Raw genomic sequence first — 18,266 nt, forward strand, 5'->3', positions numbered from 1 at the left:
ATCTGACGAACAACGGAGTTCGCATGCTCGGAATACACCAACGACCGCGCGCATCTCACGCGGTCCTGTCGTGGGCGACGCTCGCCACGGTCGCCGCCGTGTCGACGGCGTGTTCTGTCGGCCCGGGTGGGGCCTCCGGCTCGGGTCCGGTCGACGCGGGGAAGTATCCCTCGGACACGATCGAGGTAGTCGTTCCCTACGAGGCCGGTGGTGCGACGGACCAGATGGTCCGCTCGCTGTCACAGCCGGTGGCCGAAGGTCTCGGTGACGAACCACTGGTGGTGCTCAACCAACCCGGCGGTGCTGGAACGATCGGCACCACCCGAGTCGTTGCTGCGAGCCCTGACGGGTACACCCTCGGGTTCATTGCCGGCGGGCCGCTGACGGTGCAGCCGCACTACGGTCGCACCGTCTACTCATTTGACGATGTGACGCCGGTCGCCCGTGTCGCGGTGGCACCGATCGTGCTGGCTGTGCCGGCAGACTCGCCCTGGCAGACGGTGGGCGACATGATCGCGAGCGTGCGAGAAGATCCGGGCTCGTTCCGATACGCCTCGACCGGCGCCGGAAATCCAGCCAACCTGGCCATGGAGAAGCTGGATGCAGCAGCAGCCATCGAAACGACCCAGGTTCCGTTCGAAAGCAGCGCCGAGGCGGTGACCGCCCTGCTCGGCGGAAACGTCGAGGGGGCAGCCGGCTCTCCATCCGGTTTCGCCGCCTCGGTTCGCTCCGGCGACCTCCGGATTCTCGCCAACCTCGGCAGCGTGAAGGGTGCCGAGTACGCCTCCGTGCCCACCCTGAAAGAATCCGGATACGACGTCGCGACGGACATCACGTCAGGATTTATCGCTCCGAAAGATCTCCCCGAGCCCTACCTACGCGAGATATCCAACTCGATCCGGGATGCCCTCGAAGACCCGGAGATCCGAAAGCAGATCGAATTGACCGGCGCAGTCCCCAATTTCGGGAGCCCGGAGGAGTACCGCGCGGACATTGCCCGTGAGTACTCCGAGACAGGAGAGGTGCTCCATGAAGCTGGACTCATCTGATCGGATCGAAGAAGCCGAACGGCGCGAGCACAACGATGTCGTGGCTTCCCTCGATGAGCCGCGCGAGGTCGAGGTGTCGAAGGATCTGTTCGGTCTGACGGCGTCCCTGCTCGTCCATGTCGGGGTGACCCTGCTGGGGGTGATCGCGATATGGCTTGCGATCGACCTCGGAGTGGGGACGCTCGGCAAGCCTGGGCCCGGGTTGTGGCCGCTGGCCGCAGGTGCATTGATGACGGCGGCCGGTGTGGCCACCATCGTCCAGACGGCACTGGGGGAGCGCGTCGAATCATTGCGAGGATCGGCTCGGCCCGCGTTCGGTGTCGCGCTGGCAATCGTGTTCGTGCTGCTGTTCAGCTTCGTCAGCGTCATCGTGGCGCTGATCGCGGTGTTCGCGCTCTGGACCCGACTGCTCGGCAAACTCCCCTGGCGTTCCGTGGTGATCTGGACAGTGCTCGGCACCGCAGCGCTCTATCTGCTTTTCGGAGTCCTCATCTCGACGCCGTTCCCGGCGCCGCTGACGGCGATTCCGTAATCGAAGGACAGTCACCATGGATGCGATCCTCCACGGGTTCGGCGTTGCGTTCGAGCCCATCAACCTTCTCGCGGTGCTCCTCGGCTGCATTCTCGGCATCGTCGTCGGGGTGCTTCCCGGGCTGGGCCCGATCACCACCATTTCCATCCTCATCCCCTTCACCTACGCGATGTCGCCGGCGACGGCGATCATCCTCCTCGCCGGCGTCTACGCGGGCGTAATGTACGGCGGCACCGTCACTTCGGTGTTGCTGCGGCTTCCGGGAGAGGCGGCGTCGGTGGTCACGGCAATCGACGGGTACGAAATGGCCCGCCGAGGCCGCGCCGGACCGGCTCTGGGGATTTCCGCGATCGGGTCCTTCGTCGGTGCGACGGTCGCCCTCGTCGGGCTCACCTTCTTCGCCCCGGCACTGGCCGACCTGGCGCTTCATCTCGGCCCACCGGAATACGCGACCCTCGCGATATTCGGGCTGATGCTCATCGCGTACCTGGGCGGGGGTTCATTCTCCAAGGCCATGGTCGCCGCCGGCGCGGGGCTGTTCCTCGCCACTGTTGGCCTGGATCCGATCTCCGGCGCCGTGCGGTTCAGTGGTGATTCCCTGCAACTGGTCGACGGCTTCGACGTCGTCGCGATTGTGCTCGGACTGTTCGGTATCGGTGAGGTGCTCTACAACCTGCGCCCAGGGTCCCAGGAGGACGGCGATACGGTCACCACCAAAATCGGCCGGGTCTTCCCCTCCCGGGCGGATCTGCGGCGCAGCCGCGGGGCGATCGGCCGGGGCTCCGTTCTCGGCACGCTCGTCGGGCTGGTCCCCGGCGGCGGTGGTCTCGTGTCCTCGCTGGTCAGCTACGGCGTCGAACGCCGGGTCGCCAAGCATCCCGAAGAGTTCGGAAAGGGAGCGATCGAGGGTGTCGCCGGGCCGGAGACTGCGAACAATGCCTCCTCGACGTCGGCGTTCGTGCCGCTGCTGAGTCTGGGAATCCCATTCAATGTCACGGTGTCCCTACTGTTCAGCGTCCTGCTCGTACACGGGATCACGCCCGGGCCGCAACTGGTCGACGAGCACCCGGACGTGTTCTGGGGCGTCATCGCCTCGATGTACATCGGCAACGTCGTCCTGCTGATCCTGAGCCTGCCGCTGATCGGTGTCTTCGTGCAGATCCTGCGGTTGAAGTTCAGCGTGCTTGCCCCGCTGATCGTCGCGGTCAGCCTCATCGGCCTCTACACGATCGACAACAACACCTGGAGCATGTGGGTGGCCATCACGTTCGGCGTCGTGGGATATCTGATGCGGCTGTGGGGGTTCCCGCTCGGGCCTATGGTCCTCGCATTCATCCTCGGGGAAATCCTCGAATCGGCGTTGCGTCAGTCGCTCATCCTCTCCGGAGGCAGCTTCGACATCTTCGTGACCAGACCGGGTTCGCTCACGATCCTTCTGCTGGTCGCCGCGATCATCTGCTACTCCGTGGTCAGCTTGTTCCGCGCGCGAGCCAGGCGCGAAGGGGATGGCGCCGTCTCATCCGAGTCGTCGGGGGCTCCGGAGAACGGGCCGTCCGCTTCCGACGGCAGCGCACCCTCCGCCGGGCAGCACCGTCTCGTCGAGAAGAAATAGCGGCCGCAGTCCTCCACCACCCGGTTCCCCAAGACCGTTCCGATCCCTCCAGGTACTGGGCACGAGCCAGAAGGGCTGCCCGGTACCTGGAGAGCGCAGAGAGGAAGGAACGGTCAATGGAGTTGCGGCAGTTGCGATATTTCATAGCGGTGGCCGAGGACGAGCAATTCAGCAAGGCGGCCGCACGGCTGGGTGTCGCCCAGTCCACGATCAGTGAACAGGTCCGCCTGCTCGAGAAGCATCTCGATGCCGAACTGTTCCTGCGATCGAGCCGCAGCGTGCGCCTCACCTCCGCAGGGGAAGCGCTGCTGGCGGGAGCCCGAACCACGATCGCCGAGTTGAGCCGACTCGAAGAGGTCGTCCGCAAGCACGCGATGGGACAATCGGGGGAGTTGCGAGTCGGAGCGGTCGGGCCGGCGTTGCACCGGGCCGTCCCCCTGATCCTGCGGCGACTGATTCGAGCGTCCCCCGATCTCGCCGTGAGCATTCACACCCTTTCGACCGAGGCGCAGGTACGCAAGCTCGTCGCCGGTGAGCTCGACGTCGGGTTCGTGCGCGGCCTCGTCAGGCGCCGCGGCTTGCGTGTCGAAACGCTGATGGAAGAGGCGCTGTGGGCCGTCTTGCCCTCGGATCATTGCCTCGCGCAGGCTGACACGCTGTCCCTTTCCGACCTCAACGGTGAACCCTTCGTGTTCTGGCCCCGGGGTCGTAACCCCAGTTTCTACGACCAGCTCATCTCGACGTGCCACCAGCACGACTGTGTGCCCAGCCAGATGATCGAGGGCTCCGACATGCAAACCCAGATGGCTTTCATCGGTGCGGGTCTGGGGGTGTCGGTTCAACCCGAGTCGTTCCGGGACAGATCCCGCGACGACGTCGTCTTCGTCCCCTTGTCTGAGGCGGTGCGCAAGGTCGCGCTGCAACTCGCGTGGAGCCCGACCTTCGAGACACCGGCGGTGCGCACCTTGCTGCACAACGCACGGCTGGGTCGTGCCGAACTCCGCCGCCGCGCCAGCTGACAAACTATCGGAATTTCCGATGCAGCTATCGCCCAATGCCGGTTGTACCGAAGGGAACTCGAAAATAGTGTGAGGTGCAGCACCAGTGAGACGTAGCTGGGCTTCACATCACAGGAGATCTCGTGGAATTTCATACCATTGCAACCGATGTCGGGTTCACCGAAGGGCCAGTTTTCACTCAGGCCGGTGACATCGTGTTCACCTCCATCGACCGAGGCCGCGTGTACCTCGTCCGGGACGGCGAGACCTCCACGCTGGGTTTGACCGGTGCCGGACCGAACGGCGCGACCGAGGGTGCCGACGGCAGCATCTATGTCGCGCAGAACGGCGGCCAGTTCCCGGCCCACCGGTGGCCGGGGGTCACCGGCGGCGTTCAGGCGATCAGCCCCGAAGGCCTGGTTCGGACCATCTCGACCGACCCGTGCTTCCCGAATGATCTCTGCTTCGGACCCGACGGATTCCTGTATGTCACCGACCCGAGCCGCGGCCCGCGACGGGACGACGGCCGGCTGTGGCGGATCGATGTCACCACAGGCGAATCCGAGCTCCTGACGTCGACTGCGTGGTACCCGAACGGAATCGGATTCGGCCGCGAGGACGACGCCATGTACGTCGCTCAGGGCGCCGAGGGCCGCATCCTGCGATTCCCGTTCGCTCCCGGAGGCAAGCTCGGTACCCCCGAGCTTTTCGTCCAACTCGCTCACGGCCGCCCGGACGGATTCGCCTGGGATGTCGACGGCAACATGGTGATCGGTGCCATCACCGGTACCGCGCCGGGCGACCTGCAGGTCTACGGTCCCGACGGCAAGCTTCTCGACATCATCGCACCGGGTGAAGGCACGAAGTACACCAACGTCGCGATCTCACCGGACAAGCAGCTCATCGTGACCGACTCTGACAAGGGCCAGGTTCTGAGCGCCGACTGGCCCAGCGCCGGTCTGCTGCTGCACCCGTTCCGCAACAAGGCCTGACTCTCATGCACACCCTGCAGCACCGACACGATCTCGACGGTCACGTCACCGCCGTCACCCTCGACTTCCCCACGCCCGGAACCGCGGAGTTTCTCGCGCACAACGGGTTCGCCGCGATCGCGATCGATTTCGAGCACAGCAACCCCGACTGGAACACCGTCGAAAACATCGTGCGGGCGTGCGAGCTCACCGAGGCCACCGTCATCGCCCGGGTTCCACACTCACCCGAACTGGTTGCGAACTGCCTCGACCTCGGAATAGCGCACTTCCAACTCGCCCACGTCGACACCGCGCAGCAAGTAGAGAAGATCCTCGACTGCGCCCGGTTCGCCCCCCGCGGGACCCGCGGCATCGGACGGTCCAGGGCAAACCGCTTCGGGCACTACCCGGGTGGCTACCAACAGTTCCGGCACGTGGCCGAGTCGGTGTCCCTGATCGTCCACATCGAATCCTTGGACGGGATCGCCTCGCTGCCCGATCTGATCGCGATCGACGAGGTCCGGATCGTTCTCGTCGGCGCCCAGGATCTCGCCGCCTCGATGGGCCACATCGGTCGCAGCGATCATCCGGAGGTCCAGTCGGCGATCGACCGGATCATCGACACCGTTCGTACCAGTGGGAAGGCCATCGGAATGTCAGCCAGTTCCCCGACCGACGCTGCCGCGGCAGCCGAGTGCGGCGCAACCTTCCTCTTGGCGTCACAGGCGCGGCTGATGTCGGGTGCGGCGTCGGTGCTGCACTCCGCGCTCGACCGCAGCCCGGCTGTTCAGCCGGTCGCCGGAGGCACCCGATGATCCCTCCCGTTACCCGTCAGATTGCCGAGTTCGTCGCGGCCGCACCGACGCATCCACTCGATGCCGAGGCCGCTCGGATGGCGGTTCGGGCCTTCGTCGACACCGTGGGCGTCGCGGTCGCCGGTGCACACGAGCCGGTGGTGTCCGCGGCGCAGAGTGTGATGGTTCCCGAGGGCGGATCGTCGAACCGCGCAGCCACCCTGTTGACCAGCGGGGAGCGTGTCTCCGCCGCGCACGCCGCACTGATCAACGGCACGGCGGGTCATGCACTGGACTTCGACGACCACCTGTCCGATGTCAACGGGCACCCGAGCGTGGTGCTGGTGCCGGCGATCCTCGCCAGTGGTGAGGAGAACCGGCTGTCCGGCAGTGCGATGCTCGAGGCCTACGTCGTAGGCCATCAGGTGATGTGCGCAGTGTCCGAAGCACTGCCGGTCCGGCCGCATTGGGCTCACGGATGGCACGCGACCGAAACTGTCGGCGTGCTCGGTGTCGCTGCCGCAGTGGCACGGCTCGAGGGCCTGACCATCCGCGAGATCCAGTCTGCGCTGGGAATCGCCGCCTCCATGGCGGCGGGAAGCCGGCAGAACTGCGGGTTCAGCGTCAAGCCGGTCCATGCGGGAATGGCGGCTATGAACGGTCTGCTCGCCGCCCGCTTCGCGGCGGCAGGTATCGACGCCGACCCGGATCAGCTCGAAGCCCCGATCGGGTTCTTCCACCTGTTCGGTGTCGACTCGGACCTGTCGAAGGTCGAGTCGGTGCTCGGAGAACGGTGGACAGTCACTACCCGTGGCCTCAACGTCAAGCGGTACCCGGCGTGCTATGCCGTCCACCCCGCGGGCGATGCCGCAGTCGATCTCGCCAAGGCGGGACTGAACACCCGAGATGTCGCGGCGATCAAGGTCACCGTGCAGCCCACCGGCTTGACCGGGCCAATCCATCATCGCCCGACCACGGGAAACCAGGCGAAGTTCAGCATGGAATACACGGTGGCGGCAGCACTGGTCGACGGCCGGCTCGGGCTCGATACCTTCACCGACACCCATGTGATCGACGAGAAGATCCAACACCTCGTCCCGCTGGTCGACACCTGTGAATCCACGACCCCTCCCGTCGGGCCCGGTGAGTACGAAAAATGGTACGCAACAGTACAAATCACTACCAAGAACGGCGAGACGGTGCACGCACGTGGAGACATGCCGCACGGCTACACCCACGACCCGCTCACCGACAGTGAGCTCGACGGCAAGTTCGCCGAATGCATGGCCGTCCCCGGAGTCGTCTGGGACGGCACCGAACTGCTCGCCCGGCTGCGCAACCTCGAGCACTGCACGAACGTCCGCGAGGTGCTGGCCGAATCCACACGCACACCCCACTTCCCGAGTTCGCCGACCGAACTCGAATCCGCAACCACCGCACTCTGAAGGGGACCCCGAAATGCCTAACATCACCGTCGAAATCTTCCGAGGCCGCACCCTTGACCAGCGTCGTCAGTTCGTCCAGGGAATCACCCAGGCTGCCGTCGACGCCTTCGGTATCGCCCCTGAGGGGGTCCGGATCACCTTCTTCGAGATCGAACGCCACGACCTGGCCCGCGGCGGACGCCTGTTCAGCGACCCCGCACCGGCCGCCGTCGACGCCGCCGACTCCCAGCCCGCGGATCCGTCAGCGGTGGGACAGCGATGAAACGACGCGCGCTGCTCGCGGGTACCTGTGCCGGACTGCTCGCCCTCGTCGTCGGCTGCGCGAACAGCACGGAGTTGTCCGCGGCGAACGGCCGCACGACCATCAAGCTGGCGTCGTCGATCACCGGTAGCTCGTTCCTCGCCGTCACCGCCGGTATCGAGCAGGGGATCTTCGACAAGAACGGCATCGACGTGGAGGTCATCAAGGTCAAGAGCACCGCCGAGGGAGCCGCGGCGGTGGCGAGTGGGCAGGCCAACGTCGCGGCCATGCTCACCGAAGGCGTGATCTCCTCCCGGGCATCGGGTTCGGACCTGAAGATCATCGCCAACCTCCTCACCGAGGATCAGCACATCCTGTACAGCAAGCCGGACATCGACTCCATCGAACAGTTCGTCGGCCACAGCTTGGCCATCGTCGGACCAGGCAGCGGCACCGAGATCCTCGCCAAGGGACTCTTCGAACGATCAGGGGTGGATCCGGCAAGCGTGCAATACATTCCGTCCGGTGCGGCGTCGACCCAGATGGCTGCACTGGTCGCCGGGCAGGTCGACGGCGCCGGCCTCGTCCCGCCCTATGATCTGACCGCGGCAGAATCGGGGTCGAAGGAGATCGTGGAGTACCGCGACATCCTCCCGAAGCTCACCCCGCAGGTGTTCGCCGCCAGTGAGCGAGTCCTCACACCCAACCCGGACGAATTCCGCGCTTTCCTGTCGGCGTACAAGGAAAGCGCTCGATGGGTCGTCGACCACCCCGACGAAGCCATCTCCATCCTGATGAACGACAGCCAGATCAGCTACGACGCTGCCAAGGACGCCTACGAGTTCGCGAAGCCGGACTACTCGACCGACGGACTCGTCGACAAGGGAGGCCTGCAGACCTGGCTCGACCTTACGGACAAATACGGGACGATCCACGACGAACTACCCACCGTCGAAGAACTTTACGACCCGACCTACACGCAAGACGCGCCCTAGCCTGTTCCCCGGCCATGACACCTCCGCACACTCCCCGAGTATTCGCGAAGTCCTCAGATCTGCGGGACCTGATGGTCCGATCTGACCATCCTGCCGAGCCGATCCGCCGGCATGGAACCAACTTGGAGAACCAATGACTGCACCGACGAAAATCCCCGCAGCGGCATCAACGCGCGTGGCCACGACCGACCGCAGTGTTCCGCCGATCCTGGAAGTCGATTCCGTGGTCTTCGGCTACGGAGCTGAGACGATCATCGACAACGTCAGCTTCGACGGCCGAGCCGGCGACTTCATCTCGATCATCGGGCCCAGCGGTTGCGGTAAGAGCACCCTGTTGACGTTGCTCGACGGAATGGCGCAACCACTCGCAGGAAGCGTGCGGGTCAATGGGCAAAGGCCACTACCAGGCGAGCCCTCGCGCTCGATGGTGTTCCAGAACTTCGCGCTGATGCCATGGAAGACCGTGCTCGACAACGTCGAGCTCGGGTTGCGCTATCGCCGCAGAGATCTGGCGAAGAAGGAGCGGTATGACATCGCGCACGAGTACTTGAAGAAGGTCGGCCTGGACCGATCGTCGAAGTTGTACCCTCGGCACCTTTCGGGAGGCATGCAGCAACGAGTCGGACTCGCCCGCGCCTTTGCCGTGCAACCGCAAATTCTTCTGATGGACGAACCTTTCGGCGCGCTCGATGCGCAGAACGCCGAGATCTTGAGGGAAGATGTTCGCGCCCTTGTCCAAGAGGAGCAGCGGACGGTCGTCTTCGTCACCCACAACCTCGACGAAGCGCTGCAGCTGTCCAACCGAATCCTGCTGATGACCGCCGGCCCCGGCCGGATCCGCGAAGCCGTCACCGTCGACCTCCCCGACGAAGACAGTGACGACTACCCGGCCCGTTATGAGGCCTACCGCAAGCAACTCTGGATGCACCTTCGGCAAGAGGTCAACGAGACCCGCGCACGTGAAGAAGAAGGACCTACCCGATGACCACGACAGCAGCCAACCGATCCGACCGGTCGCAGAAGGACCCGACACCCGCACGGCAGCCCAGCACCTGGCGCCGTTACGAACGCTACTGGTTGCCGATCGGCACAGTCGTCATCATTCTCGTGGTCTGGGAAATACTGGGCAGGATGGGCCTGTGGAACCCGCTGTTCTTCAGCTCACCGAGCGAGATCTGGGGTGGATTCACGTCTTTGACGGAAGGCCCGCTCTGGTCAGATCTGCGGGTGAGCGGTATCGAGTTTGCCATCGGCATGGCGATAGCCCTGGGTCTCGGCGTCCCGATCGGACTGCTCCTCGGCTCGAATCGCCGCCTCAACCACGCCTTCGACCCGATCATCAACGCCCTGTACTCGACCCCGATCCTCGTCCTCACCCCTCTGCTGGTGATCTGGTTCGGTCTCGGCATGGGATCGAAGATCGCCAACGTCGCGATCCTCGCAATCTTCCCGGTCATCATCAACATGATCGAAGGCGTGCGAACCGTCGATCCTGTGCTGCTGCGCGCTGCCCGCTCCTTCGGCGCCAGCGGACTGTCGATCTACAAAGATGTCACCTTCCCCTCCGTGATTCCTTTCTTCATCACCGGTGTTCGACTCGCGATCGGCAAGGGAATGATCGCTGTGGTCGTCGGCGAGTACATCGCAGCAACCGAAGGCATCGGCTACCGCATCCGCGCCGACGCGGAGGTCTTCAACACCTCTCGATACCTTGCCGCAGTCATGATCATGGTCGTCATCTCGGTCGTGATGATGGGGCTTCTCAAGGTCGTAGAAAAGAAACTCGCACCCTGGCGAGACACCACAATCGCGTGATCGACCTCGCGACCTACCGTCGCATTCCGCCACCGATGCGCTGATCTGCGGTTCATCCGGCCCGTGTCCAGCGCCGCCCAACTGCCAACAGCGCGCACGTACGAGGAGTCCCAAGGCACATGAGCACAGCACTGGAGCAGATTCGGCAAGCTCACCACACCGTCAGATGCATGAGAGGTACCCGCCGGCGTCAACCGGACGTGCCCACGCGCTCGGCCCGGCGAGCGCACCTGCTGAGGCAACTACACGCGACCTCGGCAGGACAGCGATGAAGCGACGCGCGCTGCTGGCGGGAGCGTGTGCCGGGTTGCTCGCCCTCGTCGCTAGCTGTGCCAACAGCACGGAGTTGTCCGCGGCGAACGGCCGTACCACGATCAAGCTGGCGTCGTCGATCACCGGTAGCTCGTTCCTCGCCGTGACCGCCGGTATCGAGCAGGGGATCTTCGACAAGAACGGCATCGACGTCGAGGTCATCAGGGTGAAGAGCACAGCAGAGGCAACCGCGGCGGTGGCGAGTGGGCAGGCCAACGTCGCGGCCATGCTCACCGAAGGCGTGATCTCCTCCCGGGCATCGGGTTCGGATCTGAAGATCATCGCCAATCTCCTCACCGAGCAGCAGTACTTGCTGTACAGCAAGCCGGGCATCGACTCCATCGGACAGTTTGCCGGCCGCAAGCTCGCGACCGGCGGACCTGGCAGCGGAGAAACCCTGGCCAAAGGCCTGTTCGCGGCGATGGGGGTAGATCCATCGACCGTGGCCTACATCGCTTCCGGACCCCTCGCCACCCAGGTGGCTGCCCTCTCGGCCGGGCAGGTCGACGGCGCCAGCCTCGTTCCCCCATACTCCCTCGCCGCAAGTACGGAGGGCGCACGGAAGATCATCGAGTTCCGTGACATGTTCCCGAAGCTCACCCCGCAGGTGTTCGCCGCCAGTGAGCGAGTCCTCACACCCAATCCGAACGAATTCCGCGCCTTCCTGTCGGCGTACAAGGAAAGCGCCCGGTGGGTCGTCGACCACCCCGACGAAGCCGTCTCCATCCTGATGAATGACAGCCAGATCAGCTACGACGCTGCCAAGGACGCCTACGACTTCGCGATGCCGGACTACTCGACCGACGGGCTCGTCGACAAGCAAGGCCTGCAGACCTGGCTCGACCTCACCGACAAGTACGGGACGGTCCACGACGAACTGCCCACCGTCGACGAACTCTACGACCCCAGCTACGTGTCGAACACACCGTGATCGACCCCGAATCGTGCCCTGTCCCAGTTCTAGAGACGACCCATGACCGGCGTCCACTCGACGATGCGATGTTCCGGTACCAGGCCGTGGATGACGAAGGGATCGTGGGTAAAAAGCTGTGCGACCGTGTCGGTCGTATCGGACTCGACGAGGATGAAGGCACCGCTGTCATCGGCGTACGGACCGCAGGCGATGACTGTCCGGCGGTCGACCAGTTCGGAGAGCCATGCTCGATGTTCGGATCGGTACGTGTCACGGCCTGCGGCGGTCTCGGCTGAGTAGGTGTAGTCGACGACGAAGAGTGGCATGGGTTCTGATTCCTCGGGGTTGCCTCAGGGGTGGATGCAGCAGTCGAGCGGCACACTGCGGTGCGCAGTGTGCCGCCCCATGTCGGTGTCAGCCGAGCAGTTCGTAGATCAGCAGGCCGGACAGGGACAGGATCGAGAGGAATCCCAAAGCGCCGATGATGTTCTTCCACCAGGTGTTACGGAGGTTGCCCATCAGCTGACGGTTGTTGCTCATCACGAAGAGCAGGAGTCCGAGGAACGGTGCGATCAGCACGGTCAGTGCCTGGGCGAAGATGATCAGCTGGACAGGGGATTTCGTGAACAGGATCGTGATCATGAGTCCGAAGCCGAGGATCACGGCGCTGGTGCGTTTGGCTGTCGGTGTGCTGGGGGACGGTCCTTTGCCGAGCGCGTCGGAGAGCATGGTGCCTCCGGCGGTGGCGTTGGCGACCATCGCGGAGAACGCGGCCCCGGACAGCCCGAGCGCGAAGATCGTCGATCCGATCGGGCCGGCGATGGGTTCGAAGATCTTCGCCAGGCCTGCGAGGGTGGTTGCTTCGGTGTTCTGGCGGCCGAGGACGGCGGCGGCGACGATGATCACGAGCGAGGTCATGATGCCGGGTGCGACGATGCCCGGGATGGTGTCGGCGATGGTGGTTTGCCGGTATTCGGCTGCGGTGCGCTTACGTTCGTGGGTGCCGTAGGAAGTGAAGAAAGCTGCGTTGAGGGAGAAGTTGGTGCCGACGAGGGCGACGACGAGCAGTTGTCCACCCGGCGGGATGCTCGGGACGAGTCCGTGCACGGCCTGGAGCCAGTCGGGCTGGGCGATGACGGCGCTGAAGACGAAGGTGGCTGCGAGGAGGGCGACGATCACCAGCAGGACGCGTTCGACGGTTCGATAGACGTTGCGGAACAAGAGGATCAGTCCGACGAAGACTGTGCAGACAGCGGACCACACTATCGGGGACCCGCCGAAGACCATCGACAGTCCCAGGCCGGATCCGACGGCGTTGCCCACGGAGAAACACAGGGTGATGATGAAGACTCCGACGCCGGCGGAGACGCCGACACGGCGGCCCAGGATGTCCTTGACCGAGCTGATCATGGACGCGGGGGTGCGGATGCCGAGGCGGACGCTCATGTCGGCGTAGACGAGCATGAAGATGGTCGAGACGGCGATCACCCAGATCAGGGAGTAGCTGTACTCGCTGCCGGCCTGGACGGCACTGGCGAGGTTGCCGGGCCCGAACTGCCACGCTCCGGCGATGAACGCAGGACCGGCCATGGCCAGGGTCCGAACCCAGTACCGGCGCTGGGGACGGACGCGACCTCCGGGCGGCGGAGGGGTGTCTGCGACCACTGAACCGCCTCCGACGGGATCGGCTGATGTACTCATCGATGAGCCTACTTTCTGGTGTTCGAACCGCAGACGAGGAGTGTGGCGCAACTGACGAGGGTCATCCGACGCTGCCGGCTCGGAAGGGGCGAACGGAACCTGCGGCCGGGAGTGGGCCGGGTCTGCTGCGGGCGGTGCCGGCCGGCCCGGGGTGTCCGGGCCGGGCGGCAGAACCGGCACGCGACGCGGTGGCACCGCGTGCGGCGGATTCGGTGAATCCGAAGTGACGGGTCGAGCGGGGTCAGGCGTGGGCGACGACCGAGGTCAGCTCGGCCGACTGCAGCGCAGCGGCGATTTCGGCACCTGCGCCCTCGGCCAGCGGCAGCAGCGGTGAGCGCACCGTGGCGTGTTCGAGGATTCCGCGGGCGACGAGTCCTTCCTTGAGGGCGACGGTGCCTTCCATGTGCGAGCCGCGGTGGTAGACGTTCGCCGTCACCGGCAGGAGGCGGTCGTGGATCGCCCGGGCCGCGGGGTAGTCCTTGGCCTTGCCTGCCGCGATCAGTTCGACCAGCGGCTCGGGCGCGAGTCCGCCGTAGCCGACCAGCAGGCCGTCGACGTCGAAGATGGTGTGCAGCAGGTACTCGTCGTGGCAGCTCAGGATCTGCAGGTCGGGGTTCTCGCGGCGCAGGACCGGGATCTCGCGGTCCCAGCGGCGCATGTTCCGCACACCGTTCTTGGTGGCGAACACACCGGGCTGGGCGGCGATCTCGAGCTGGGTGTCCAGGTTGTACGTGGCCTTGGTGGCGTCGGGGTACTGGAACAGGATCAGTGGCAGCCCGGACCCTTCGTGAATCGCCTTGTACCGATCCTGCGGGGCGCCGTCCTGGTAGCCGAACCGCAGCCATCCGTGGGAGGGGTACACCAGGCCGGCCGAGGCGCCCGCGTCGACCGCGCGGCGAGCCTCCTCCACGGAGACCGCGGTGCCTTCGCCGGTGATACCGGCGATGATCGGCAGCCGGCCGTCGACGGAGTCCTTGAAAGCGGCGATGACGCGAACCTGCTCGTCCTGGGTGAGGAAGGTGCCCTCGCCGGCGTGTCCGAGCACGACCAGGCCCTTGACGCCGTCGACACTGCCGAGCCACGAGCCGAGGCGCTGGATGGCGTCGTAGTCGACGTCGCCGTCACGGGTGAAGGGTGTCACCGGCGCCGGGGTGAGGCCGCGGAGGTCGAGTGTGCTCATGATCGCTCTTTTCCATCGAAGGAGACTTTTGCAAACGTTCCCGGGAACGTTCCCGTGAACGATTTCATCGTGCGATACGATCGTGTCTGTGTCAAGGGTCACGTTCCGAATCGGATGTGATCAGGCCTTACCTCACGCGCGGAGGACCGGGCCGAGGCGGTAGAGAGGAAGACCATGGAAGCCAATGGGAGCGCGCCCCAGCGGGCGCGGGACGGTAAGCACGTCGTGACGCTGCGTGAAGTGGCGGACGCAGCGGGTGTGAGCACCTCGACCGTCAGCCGAGTGCTCGACGATCGCGTGCCGCCGTCCCGCTCCGCGACCGCCGAACGAGTGCGGGCGGTCGCCGATCAACTGGGCTACCGGCGCAACACCTTCGCCTCCAGCCTGCGCCGCGGGCAGACCGCGACGATCGGCGTCCTCGTCCCACGGTTGAGCGACACCGTCATGGCCTTGATGTACGAGGCGATCAGCCGAGCCGCGACCCGCCTCGGCTACTTCACGGTCGTCGCCACGACGGGGGACAACCCCGCCGACGAGTCCGACGCGGCGAGGACGCTGCTCGCACGGAACGTGGACGGCCTGATCGTCGCCTCGAGCCGGCGCGACGACCCCCTGCCGCGCGAGCTACGGGAGCGCGGCGTGCCCCACGCTCTCGTGCTCAGAACCGACGGAATCAGCCCCTCCTCGGTCGGCGACGACGAGGCGGGCGGTTATCTCGCCACCCGCCATCTGATCGACCTCGGGCACACCGACATCGCCGTCCTGTCGGGCCCGTTATTCGCGTCCACCGCCGTCGGTCGTCTGGCCGGGGCGCGAAAGGCGCTCCGGGAAGCGGGAATCGCGGAAGTGCCCGAGTGGATCGTCGAAACGACGTTCGGCATCGAGGACGGCGAGGAGGCCGGGAACCGGCTCTTCCGCTCCGCGTCCCGTCCGACTGCCGTCTTCGCCGCCAACGACAATCTCGCGCTCGGAGTCGTCGCCGCCGCGCACCGATGCTCGTTGACCGTCGGCGACGACGTCGCCCTGGTCGGCTACAACGACATCCCCCTGTCGCAACGTCTTCCGGTCCCGCTCACCTCGGTCCGCACATCGTTCGACCAGATCGCCGCCACCGCGCTCGACCTGATGCTCGCCACCACCCCCGTCGCCGAACCGATCCGGCGCGCGATGCCCACCCTGATCCCGCGGCGCTCGTCCGGATCGCACCGGGCCACGATCGCGGCGGGCCCGGCGACCGCCACCGGAATCGTGTCACCGGGACGAATAATGACTGACGATTGACCGGCAGGCGACCCGCGCCACTCGGGCTCGGGCCGCCGACGGACAGTCCGGGATTCTCGGTCGGGCGGAACCTGAAGAAGATCGGACTTCGCCAGCAGGACACGGCCGAACTCGCAGCGGCGCACGCGGAGGCGGCGATCCGGCACGCGACCGCATACGTGCAGGACCGCAAGGGTTTTCGGAAAGCCGGTCGCCGCGTCCAGAACACCAAGTTGTTCTGCACGGAAGTGGCGGCTCGAGTGATGATTTGGGGTTGTGAGCGTGAGTGTTTCGAATCCGCGCGCCGGGATCAAGCCATGGACGTCGTCGAAGTCGTCCTGCTAGCCGGCGACGGGTACCCGGGTGCCGACGGTGGTGGCTGCGCGTCGGACTTCGGGGATCAGTTGGGCGATTCGGGTGTCGGTGAGGGAGTCGGCGGGTCCGGTGACGCCGAGGACGGCGACCAGGGTGCCGTCGGAGGCTCGGACGGGGGCGGTGACGGAGGCGATGCCGTAGAGGCGTTCGCTGACCGACACGGCGAAGCCGTCGCTGCGGATCTTGTCGAGTTGGGCGAACAGTTCCGCTTTCGACAGGGTCGCACCGCTCGCCAATGCCATGTCGCCGATACCGCTGACGATTTCCTCGACCTCCGCGGTGTCGAGATGAGCGAGGATCGTCTTCCCGGCGCCGCCCAGGTAGAGCGGCAGGCGCTCTCCGACGGGGAGGATGTAGTTGAGAGGGTTGTCGCTTTCCACCCGGGCGATGAGCACTCGGGAGGATTCGACCTTCACGTACATCGACGCGGTGAACCCCGTACTCGCGGCGAGCTGCTGCAACGTGGGCTGGGCAAGGACGCTGAGCGGATTGGTGACCATGAAAGCGTGCGCGACCGCGAGCGCAGCGGGGCCGGCGGTGTAGGTGTCACCGATGCGGGCGGCGTACCCGCGTTCGAGAAGCACGCCGAGGATCCGCTGCACGGTCGCAACGTGCAGCGAGGCGTGGCGGGCGACCTCGCTGAGTCGCAGGGGTTGCTTGGCCTCCTGGAGAACGCCGAGCACGTCGAACGCGCGGTCCAGGGAACGCATGTTGTTGGTCGGCGCCGCCATGTTTCCTCCTCGATACACCTACTTTCGATGAAACTTATCATTGTGCGATAAACCTGTCAGCGGATGGCGGTCGCGTTACAGGGCGAACCGACCCCGCCGACGAAGTTCAGTGGCTTGACGGTGAGCAGGGCGTCCCAGGTGTGGGTGTGGCGGCTGTCCTCGGCGAGTGCGGTGAGGTTCCACAGTTCGCCGGGCGGGACGCCGAGTTTGCCGATCAGTTCCTGGTGCATCATGCCGGCGTCCTCGGGGGCGGACTCGGCGAACGGACTGTCGGGGAGGACGGGGAGAACTTCGACGGCGAAGGTATCGGTGCCGAAGAGCGCGATCTTGTTGTTCCACAACCACTGTGCGAGGTAGCGGCTCTGTGCGAAGCCGGTGGCACGGCGGCCGGTCCGGACCTCGTTGCGTTGGTCGTCGGTGGCGGTGAGGTACCAGTGCGCCCAGCCGGTGTGAACGAGAATCAGGTCACCTTCGCGGATCTCACAGCCCTGGCGCTGCGCGGCGGCGTCCAGATCGGCCGGGTCGAGCGCCGGACCCTGGGCGTGGTCGAGCGGATGCCCGCGTTCGGCGTGGAGCGCTTCGAGGTCGAGGAGCAGCCCACGGCCGACGATCGGGTCCTGCGACCAGGCCTGGATCCCGAGAGCGGGACTACCTTCGGTGATCCGGTCGTCGGGGACGCCGCCGTAGAAGCCGTGCCCGGACACCCGCCGGTGGCGCAATCCGTCGAGATGACTGCTGGCCTGCAGGTAGAAGCCGTCGAGTAGGTCGTCACGGGATTCGGCGTGCGCGGAGACGATGGTGTGCTTCGGCGCCGTGCGCGACCGGGCCATCGGTGGGTCGAACGCCCCGAGCGGATAGTCGAGGGCGAACACCGCACCCCGGGTGACCAGGGTGGCGGCGTCGCGGACCTGCGCGGGGCCGGCGAAGTTCGCCGTCCCGCGGTCCCGGTTGTCGAAGATGCCCCAGCTCGACCCGGCCGGGGCGTCGTCGGTGCGGGCGCACAGGTCGGCGTAGGTGGAGTCGGCACCGATCGTGTCCACGGGCCTGGTCATCCGACGTGTTCGGCGGTGCGGGCGGGAGAGTCCTCGTTTCCGAGGGCGTCCTCCTCTCCGCCGTGGTGGAAGTACGACAGGACGAAGGAGAGTAGTCCGGCGATGCCCGCGGCGCCGTAGGCGTAGGGGGCGAGCAGTTCCTCGACGTGGGTGACGACGACGCCGTCGCCGAGGATCAGTCCGACGGTCTGGCCGAGCACGATCGCCAATCCGCCGAGCAGGAATGCGACGACGCTGATGCGGAATAGGGTGGAGAAGCATTTCTGGAACATGATGTGTCCTGTCGCGGG

19 protein-coding genes are annotated in these 18,266 nt (G+C 65.8%); 13 read left to right on the forward strand and 6 right to left on the reverse strand.

Translation table 11 applies throughout. The annotated features are described in order from the left end of the window. Nucleotides 1-23: 23 nt before the first annotated feature. From CJ177_RS13110 to CJ177_RS13165, 12 genes are all read left to right on the forward strand, one after another. On the forward strand, nucleotides 24-1,049 hold the full coding sequence (locus tag CJ177_RS13110; RefSeq protein ID WP_061697290.1) for a tripartite tricarboxylate transporter substrate binding protein: 1,026 nt from the start codon (nucleotides 24-26) through the stop codon (nucleotides 1,047-1,049). Next, nucleotides 1,030-1,581, forward strand: coding sequence for a tripartite tricarboxylate transporter TctB family protein (locus tag CJ177_RS13115; protein ID WP_257014507.1), 552 nt, complete (start codon nucleotides 1,030-1,032; stop codon nucleotides 1,579-1,581). The genes CJ177_RS13110 and CJ177_RS13115 overlap by 20 nt, the downstream gene beginning before the upstream one ends. A gap of 16 nt (nucleotides 1,582-1,597) precedes the next feature. Then, nucleotides 1,598-3,193, forward strand: a complete 1,596-nt coding sequence (locus CJ177_RS13120) for a tripartite tricarboxylate transporter permease (RefSeq protein WP_061045916.1) — start codon at nucleotides 1,598-1,600, stop codon at nucleotides 3,191-3,193. A 116-nt stretch (nucleotides 3,194-3,309) separates the two neighbouring features. After that, the gene (locus CJ177_RS13125; RefSeq protein ID WP_095867891.1) at nucleotides 3,310-4,212 is read left to right on the forward strand and encodes a LysR family transcriptional regulator; all 903 of its coding nucleotides are present in this window, start codon (nucleotides 3,310-3,312) and stop codon (nucleotides 4,210-4,212) included. 122 nt (nucleotides 4,213-4,334) lie between these two features. Beyond that, nucleotides 4,335-5,183: an SMP-30/gluconolactonase/LRE family protein gene (locus CJ177_RS13130; RefSeq protein WP_095867892.1), complete on the forward strand. Its 849-nt coding sequence runs from the start codon at nucleotides 4,335-4,337 to the stop codon at nucleotides 5,181-5,183. 5 nt (nucleotides 5,184-5,188) lie between these two features. Further along, entirely contained in the window at nucleotides 5,189-5,977 is a 789-nt protein-coding gene (locus tag CJ177_RS13135) for an HpcH/HpaI aldolase/citrate lyase family protein (protein ID WP_095867893.1), read from the forward strand. Then, the gene (locus CJ177_RS13140) at nucleotides 5,974-7,401 is read left to right on the forward strand and encodes an MmgE/PrpD family protein (protein ID WP_025433348.1); all 1,428 of its coding nucleotides are present in this window, start codon (nucleotides 5,974-5,976) and stop codon (nucleotides 7,399-7,401) included. Before CJ177_RS13135 ends, CJ177_RS13140 begins: the two co-directional genes overlap by 4 nt. Nucleotides 7,402-7,414: 13 nt before the next feature. After that, nucleotides 7,415-7,663 (forward strand): tautomerase family protein, encoded by a 249-nt coding sequence (locus CJ177_RS13145; RefSeq protein WP_005250725.1) that lies wholly within the window; start codon nucleotides 7,415-7,417, stop codon nucleotides 7,661-7,663. Beyond that, on the forward strand, nucleotides 7,660-8,637 hold the full coding sequence (locus CJ177_RS13150; RefSeq protein ID WP_061045913.1) for an ABC transporter substrate-binding protein: 978 nt from the start codon (nucleotides 7,660-7,662) through the stop codon (nucleotides 8,635-8,637). Before CJ177_RS13145 ends, CJ177_RS13150 begins: the two co-directional genes overlap by 4 nt. Nucleotides 8,638-8,770: 133 nt before the next feature. Then, nucleotides 8,771-9,622, forward strand: coding sequence for an ABC transporter ATP-binding protein (locus tag CJ177_RS13155; protein ID WP_005250727.1), 852 nt, complete (start codon nucleotides 8,771-8,773; stop codon nucleotides 9,620-9,622). Next, entirely contained in the window at nucleotides 9,619-10,452 is an 834-nt protein-coding gene (locus CJ177_RS13160) for an ABC transporter permease (RefSeq protein WP_005250729.1), read from the forward strand. Before CJ177_RS13155 ends, CJ177_RS13160 begins: the two co-directional genes overlap by 4 nt. A gap of 268 nt (nucleotides 10,453-10,720) precedes the next feature. Further along, a complete protein-coding gene (locus CJ177_RS13165) occupies nucleotides 10,721-11,695 on the forward strand; it encodes an ABC transporter substrate-binding protein (RefSeq protein ID WP_095867894.1) in 975 nt (324 codons plus the stop codon). A gap of 29 nt (nucleotides 11,696-11,724) precedes the next feature. On the opposite strand, the gene CJ177_RS13170 is transcribed toward CJ177_RS13165, so the two are convergent. From CJ177_RS13170 to CJ177_RS13180, 3 genes are all read right to left on the reverse strand, one after another. Further along, the gene (locus CJ177_RS13170) at nucleotides 11,725-12,003 is read right to left on the reverse strand and encodes a YciI family protein (protein ID WP_095867895.1); all 279 of its coding nucleotides are present in this window, start codon (nucleotides 12,001-12,003) and stop codon (nucleotides 11,725-11,727) included. 88 nt (nucleotides 12,004-12,091) lie between these two features. Further along, nucleotides 12,092-13,267: an Nramp family divalent metal transporter gene (locus CJ177_RS13175; protein ID WP_095867896.1), complete on the reverse strand. Its 1,176-nt coding sequence runs from the start codon at nucleotides 13,265-13,267 to the stop codon at nucleotides 12,092-12,094. Nucleotides 13,268-13,619: 352 nt separating this feature from the next. Beyond that, nucleotides 13,620-14,558 (reverse strand): dihydrodipicolinate synthase family protein, encoded by a 939-nt coding sequence (locus tag CJ177_RS13180; RefSeq protein WP_005250735.1) that lies wholly within the window; start codon nucleotides 14,556-14,558, stop codon nucleotides 13,620-13,622. 174 nt (nucleotides 14,559-14,732) lie between these two features. Here CJ177_RS13180 and CJ177_RS13185 point away from each other — a divergent pair, with 174 nt between their 5' ends. Next, nucleotides 14,733-15,839, forward strand: coding sequence for a LacI family DNA-binding transcriptional regulator (locus CJ177_RS13185; protein ID WP_095867897.1), 1,107 nt, complete (start codon nucleotides 14,733-14,735; stop codon nucleotides 15,837-15,839). Nucleotides 15,840-16,159: 320 nt separating this feature from the next. Here the strand turns inward: CJ177_RS13185 and CJ177_RS13195 are convergent, their stop codons facing one another. Genes CJ177_RS13195 through CJ177_RS13205 form a run of 3 tightly spaced genes read right to left on the reverse strand, consistent with a single transcriptional unit; the run spans nucleotide 16,160 to nucleotide 18,248 of the window. Next, a complete protein-coding gene (locus tag CJ177_RS13195) occupies nucleotides 16,160-16,924 on the reverse strand; it encodes an IclR family transcriptional regulator (RefSeq protein WP_025433344.1) in 765 nt (254 codons plus the stop codon). 56 nt (nucleotides 16,925-16,980) lie between these two features. Continuing rightward, a complete protein-coding gene (locus tag CJ177_RS13200; protein WP_095867898.1) occupies nucleotides 16,981-17,976 on the reverse strand; it encodes a cyclase family protein in 996 nt (331 codons plus the stop codon). Then, entirely contained in the window at nucleotides 17,973-18,248 is a 276-nt protein-coding gene (locus tag CJ177_RS13205) for a hypothetical protein (protein WP_005250742.1), read from the reverse strand. The genes CJ177_RS13200 and CJ177_RS13205 overlap by 4 nt, the downstream gene beginning before the upstream one ends. Between the last annotated feature and the right edge of the window lie 18 nt (nucleotides 18,249-18,266).

The sequence above is a fragment of the Rhodococcus sp. ACPA1 genome, from assembly GCF_002300195.1.
Classification (GTDB): domain Bacteria; phylum Actinomycetota; class Actinomycetes; order Mycobacteriales; family Mycobacteriaceae; genus Rhodococcus_F; species Rhodococcus_F opacus.

Coding starts and splice junctions, on each gene's coding strand:
- CJ177_RS13110 (WP_061697290.1), top strand. CDS start 24: ATGCTCGGAATACACCAACGACCGCGCGCATCTCACGCGGTCCTGTCG.
- CJ177_RS13115 (WP_257014507.1), top strand. CDS start 1,030: ATGAAGCTGGACTCATCTGATCGGATCGAAGAAGCCGAACGGCGCGAG.
- CJ177_RS13120 (WP_061045916.1), top strand. CDS start 1,598: ATGGATGCGATCCTCCACGGGTTCGGCGTTGCGTTCGAGCCCATCAAC.
- CJ177_RS13125 (WP_095867891.1), top strand. CDS start 3,310: ATGGAGTTGCGGCAGTTGCGATATTTCATAGCGGTGGCCGAGGACGAG.
- CJ177_RS13135 (WP_095867893.1), top strand. CDS start 5,189: ATGCACACCCTGCAGCACCGACACGATCTCGACGGTCACGTCACCGCC.
- CJ177_RS13140 (WP_025433348.1), top strand. CDS start 5,974: ATGATCCCTCCCGTTACCCGTCAGATTGCCGAGTTCGTCGCGGCCGCA.
- CJ177_RS13145 (WP_005250725.1), top strand. CDS start 7,415: ATGCCTAACATCACCGTCGAAATCTTCCGAGGCCGCACCCTTGACCAG.
- CJ177_RS13150 (WP_061045913.1), top strand. CDS start 7,660: ATGAAACGACGCGCGCTGCTCGCGGGTACCTGTGCCGGACTGCTCGCC.
- CJ177_RS13155 (WP_005250727.1), top strand. CDS start 8,771: ATGACTGCACCGACGAAAATCCCCGCAGCGGCATCAACGCGCGTGGCC.
- CJ177_RS13160 (WP_005250729.1), top strand. CDS start 9,619: ATGACCACGACAGCAGCCAACCGATCCGACCGGTCGCAGAAGGACCCG.
- CJ177_RS13165 (WP_095867894.1), top strand. CDS start 10,721: ATGAAGCGACGCGCGCTGCTGGCGGGAGCGTGTGCCGGGTTGCTCGCC.
- CJ177_RS13170 (WP_095867895.1), bottom strand. CDS start 12,003: ATGCCACTCTTCGTCGTCGACTACACCTACTCAGCCGAGACCGCCGCA.
- CJ177_RS13175 (WP_095867896.1), bottom strand. CDS start 13,267: ATGGCCGGTCCTGCGTTCATCGCCGGAGCGTGGCAGTTCGGGCCCGGC.
- CJ177_RS13180 (WP_005250735.1), bottom strand. CDS start 14,558: ATGAGCACACTCGACCTCCGCGGCCTCACCCCGGCGCCGGTGACACCC.
- CJ177_RS13185 (WP_095867897.1), top strand. CDS start 14,733: ATGGAAGCCAATGGGAGCGCGCCCCAGCGGGCGCGGGACGGTAAGCAC.
- CJ177_RS13195 (WP_025433344.1), bottom strand. CDS start 16,924: ATGGCGGCGCCGACCAACAACATGCGTTCCCTGGACCGCGCGTTCGAC.
- CJ177_RS13200 (WP_095867898.1), bottom strand. CDS start 17,976: ATGACCAGGCCCGTGGACACGATCGGTGCCGACTCCACCTACGCCGAC.
- CJ177_RS13205 (WP_005250742.1), bottom strand. CDS start 18,248: ATGTTCCAGAAATGCTTCTCCACCCTATTCCGCATCAGCGTCGTCGCA.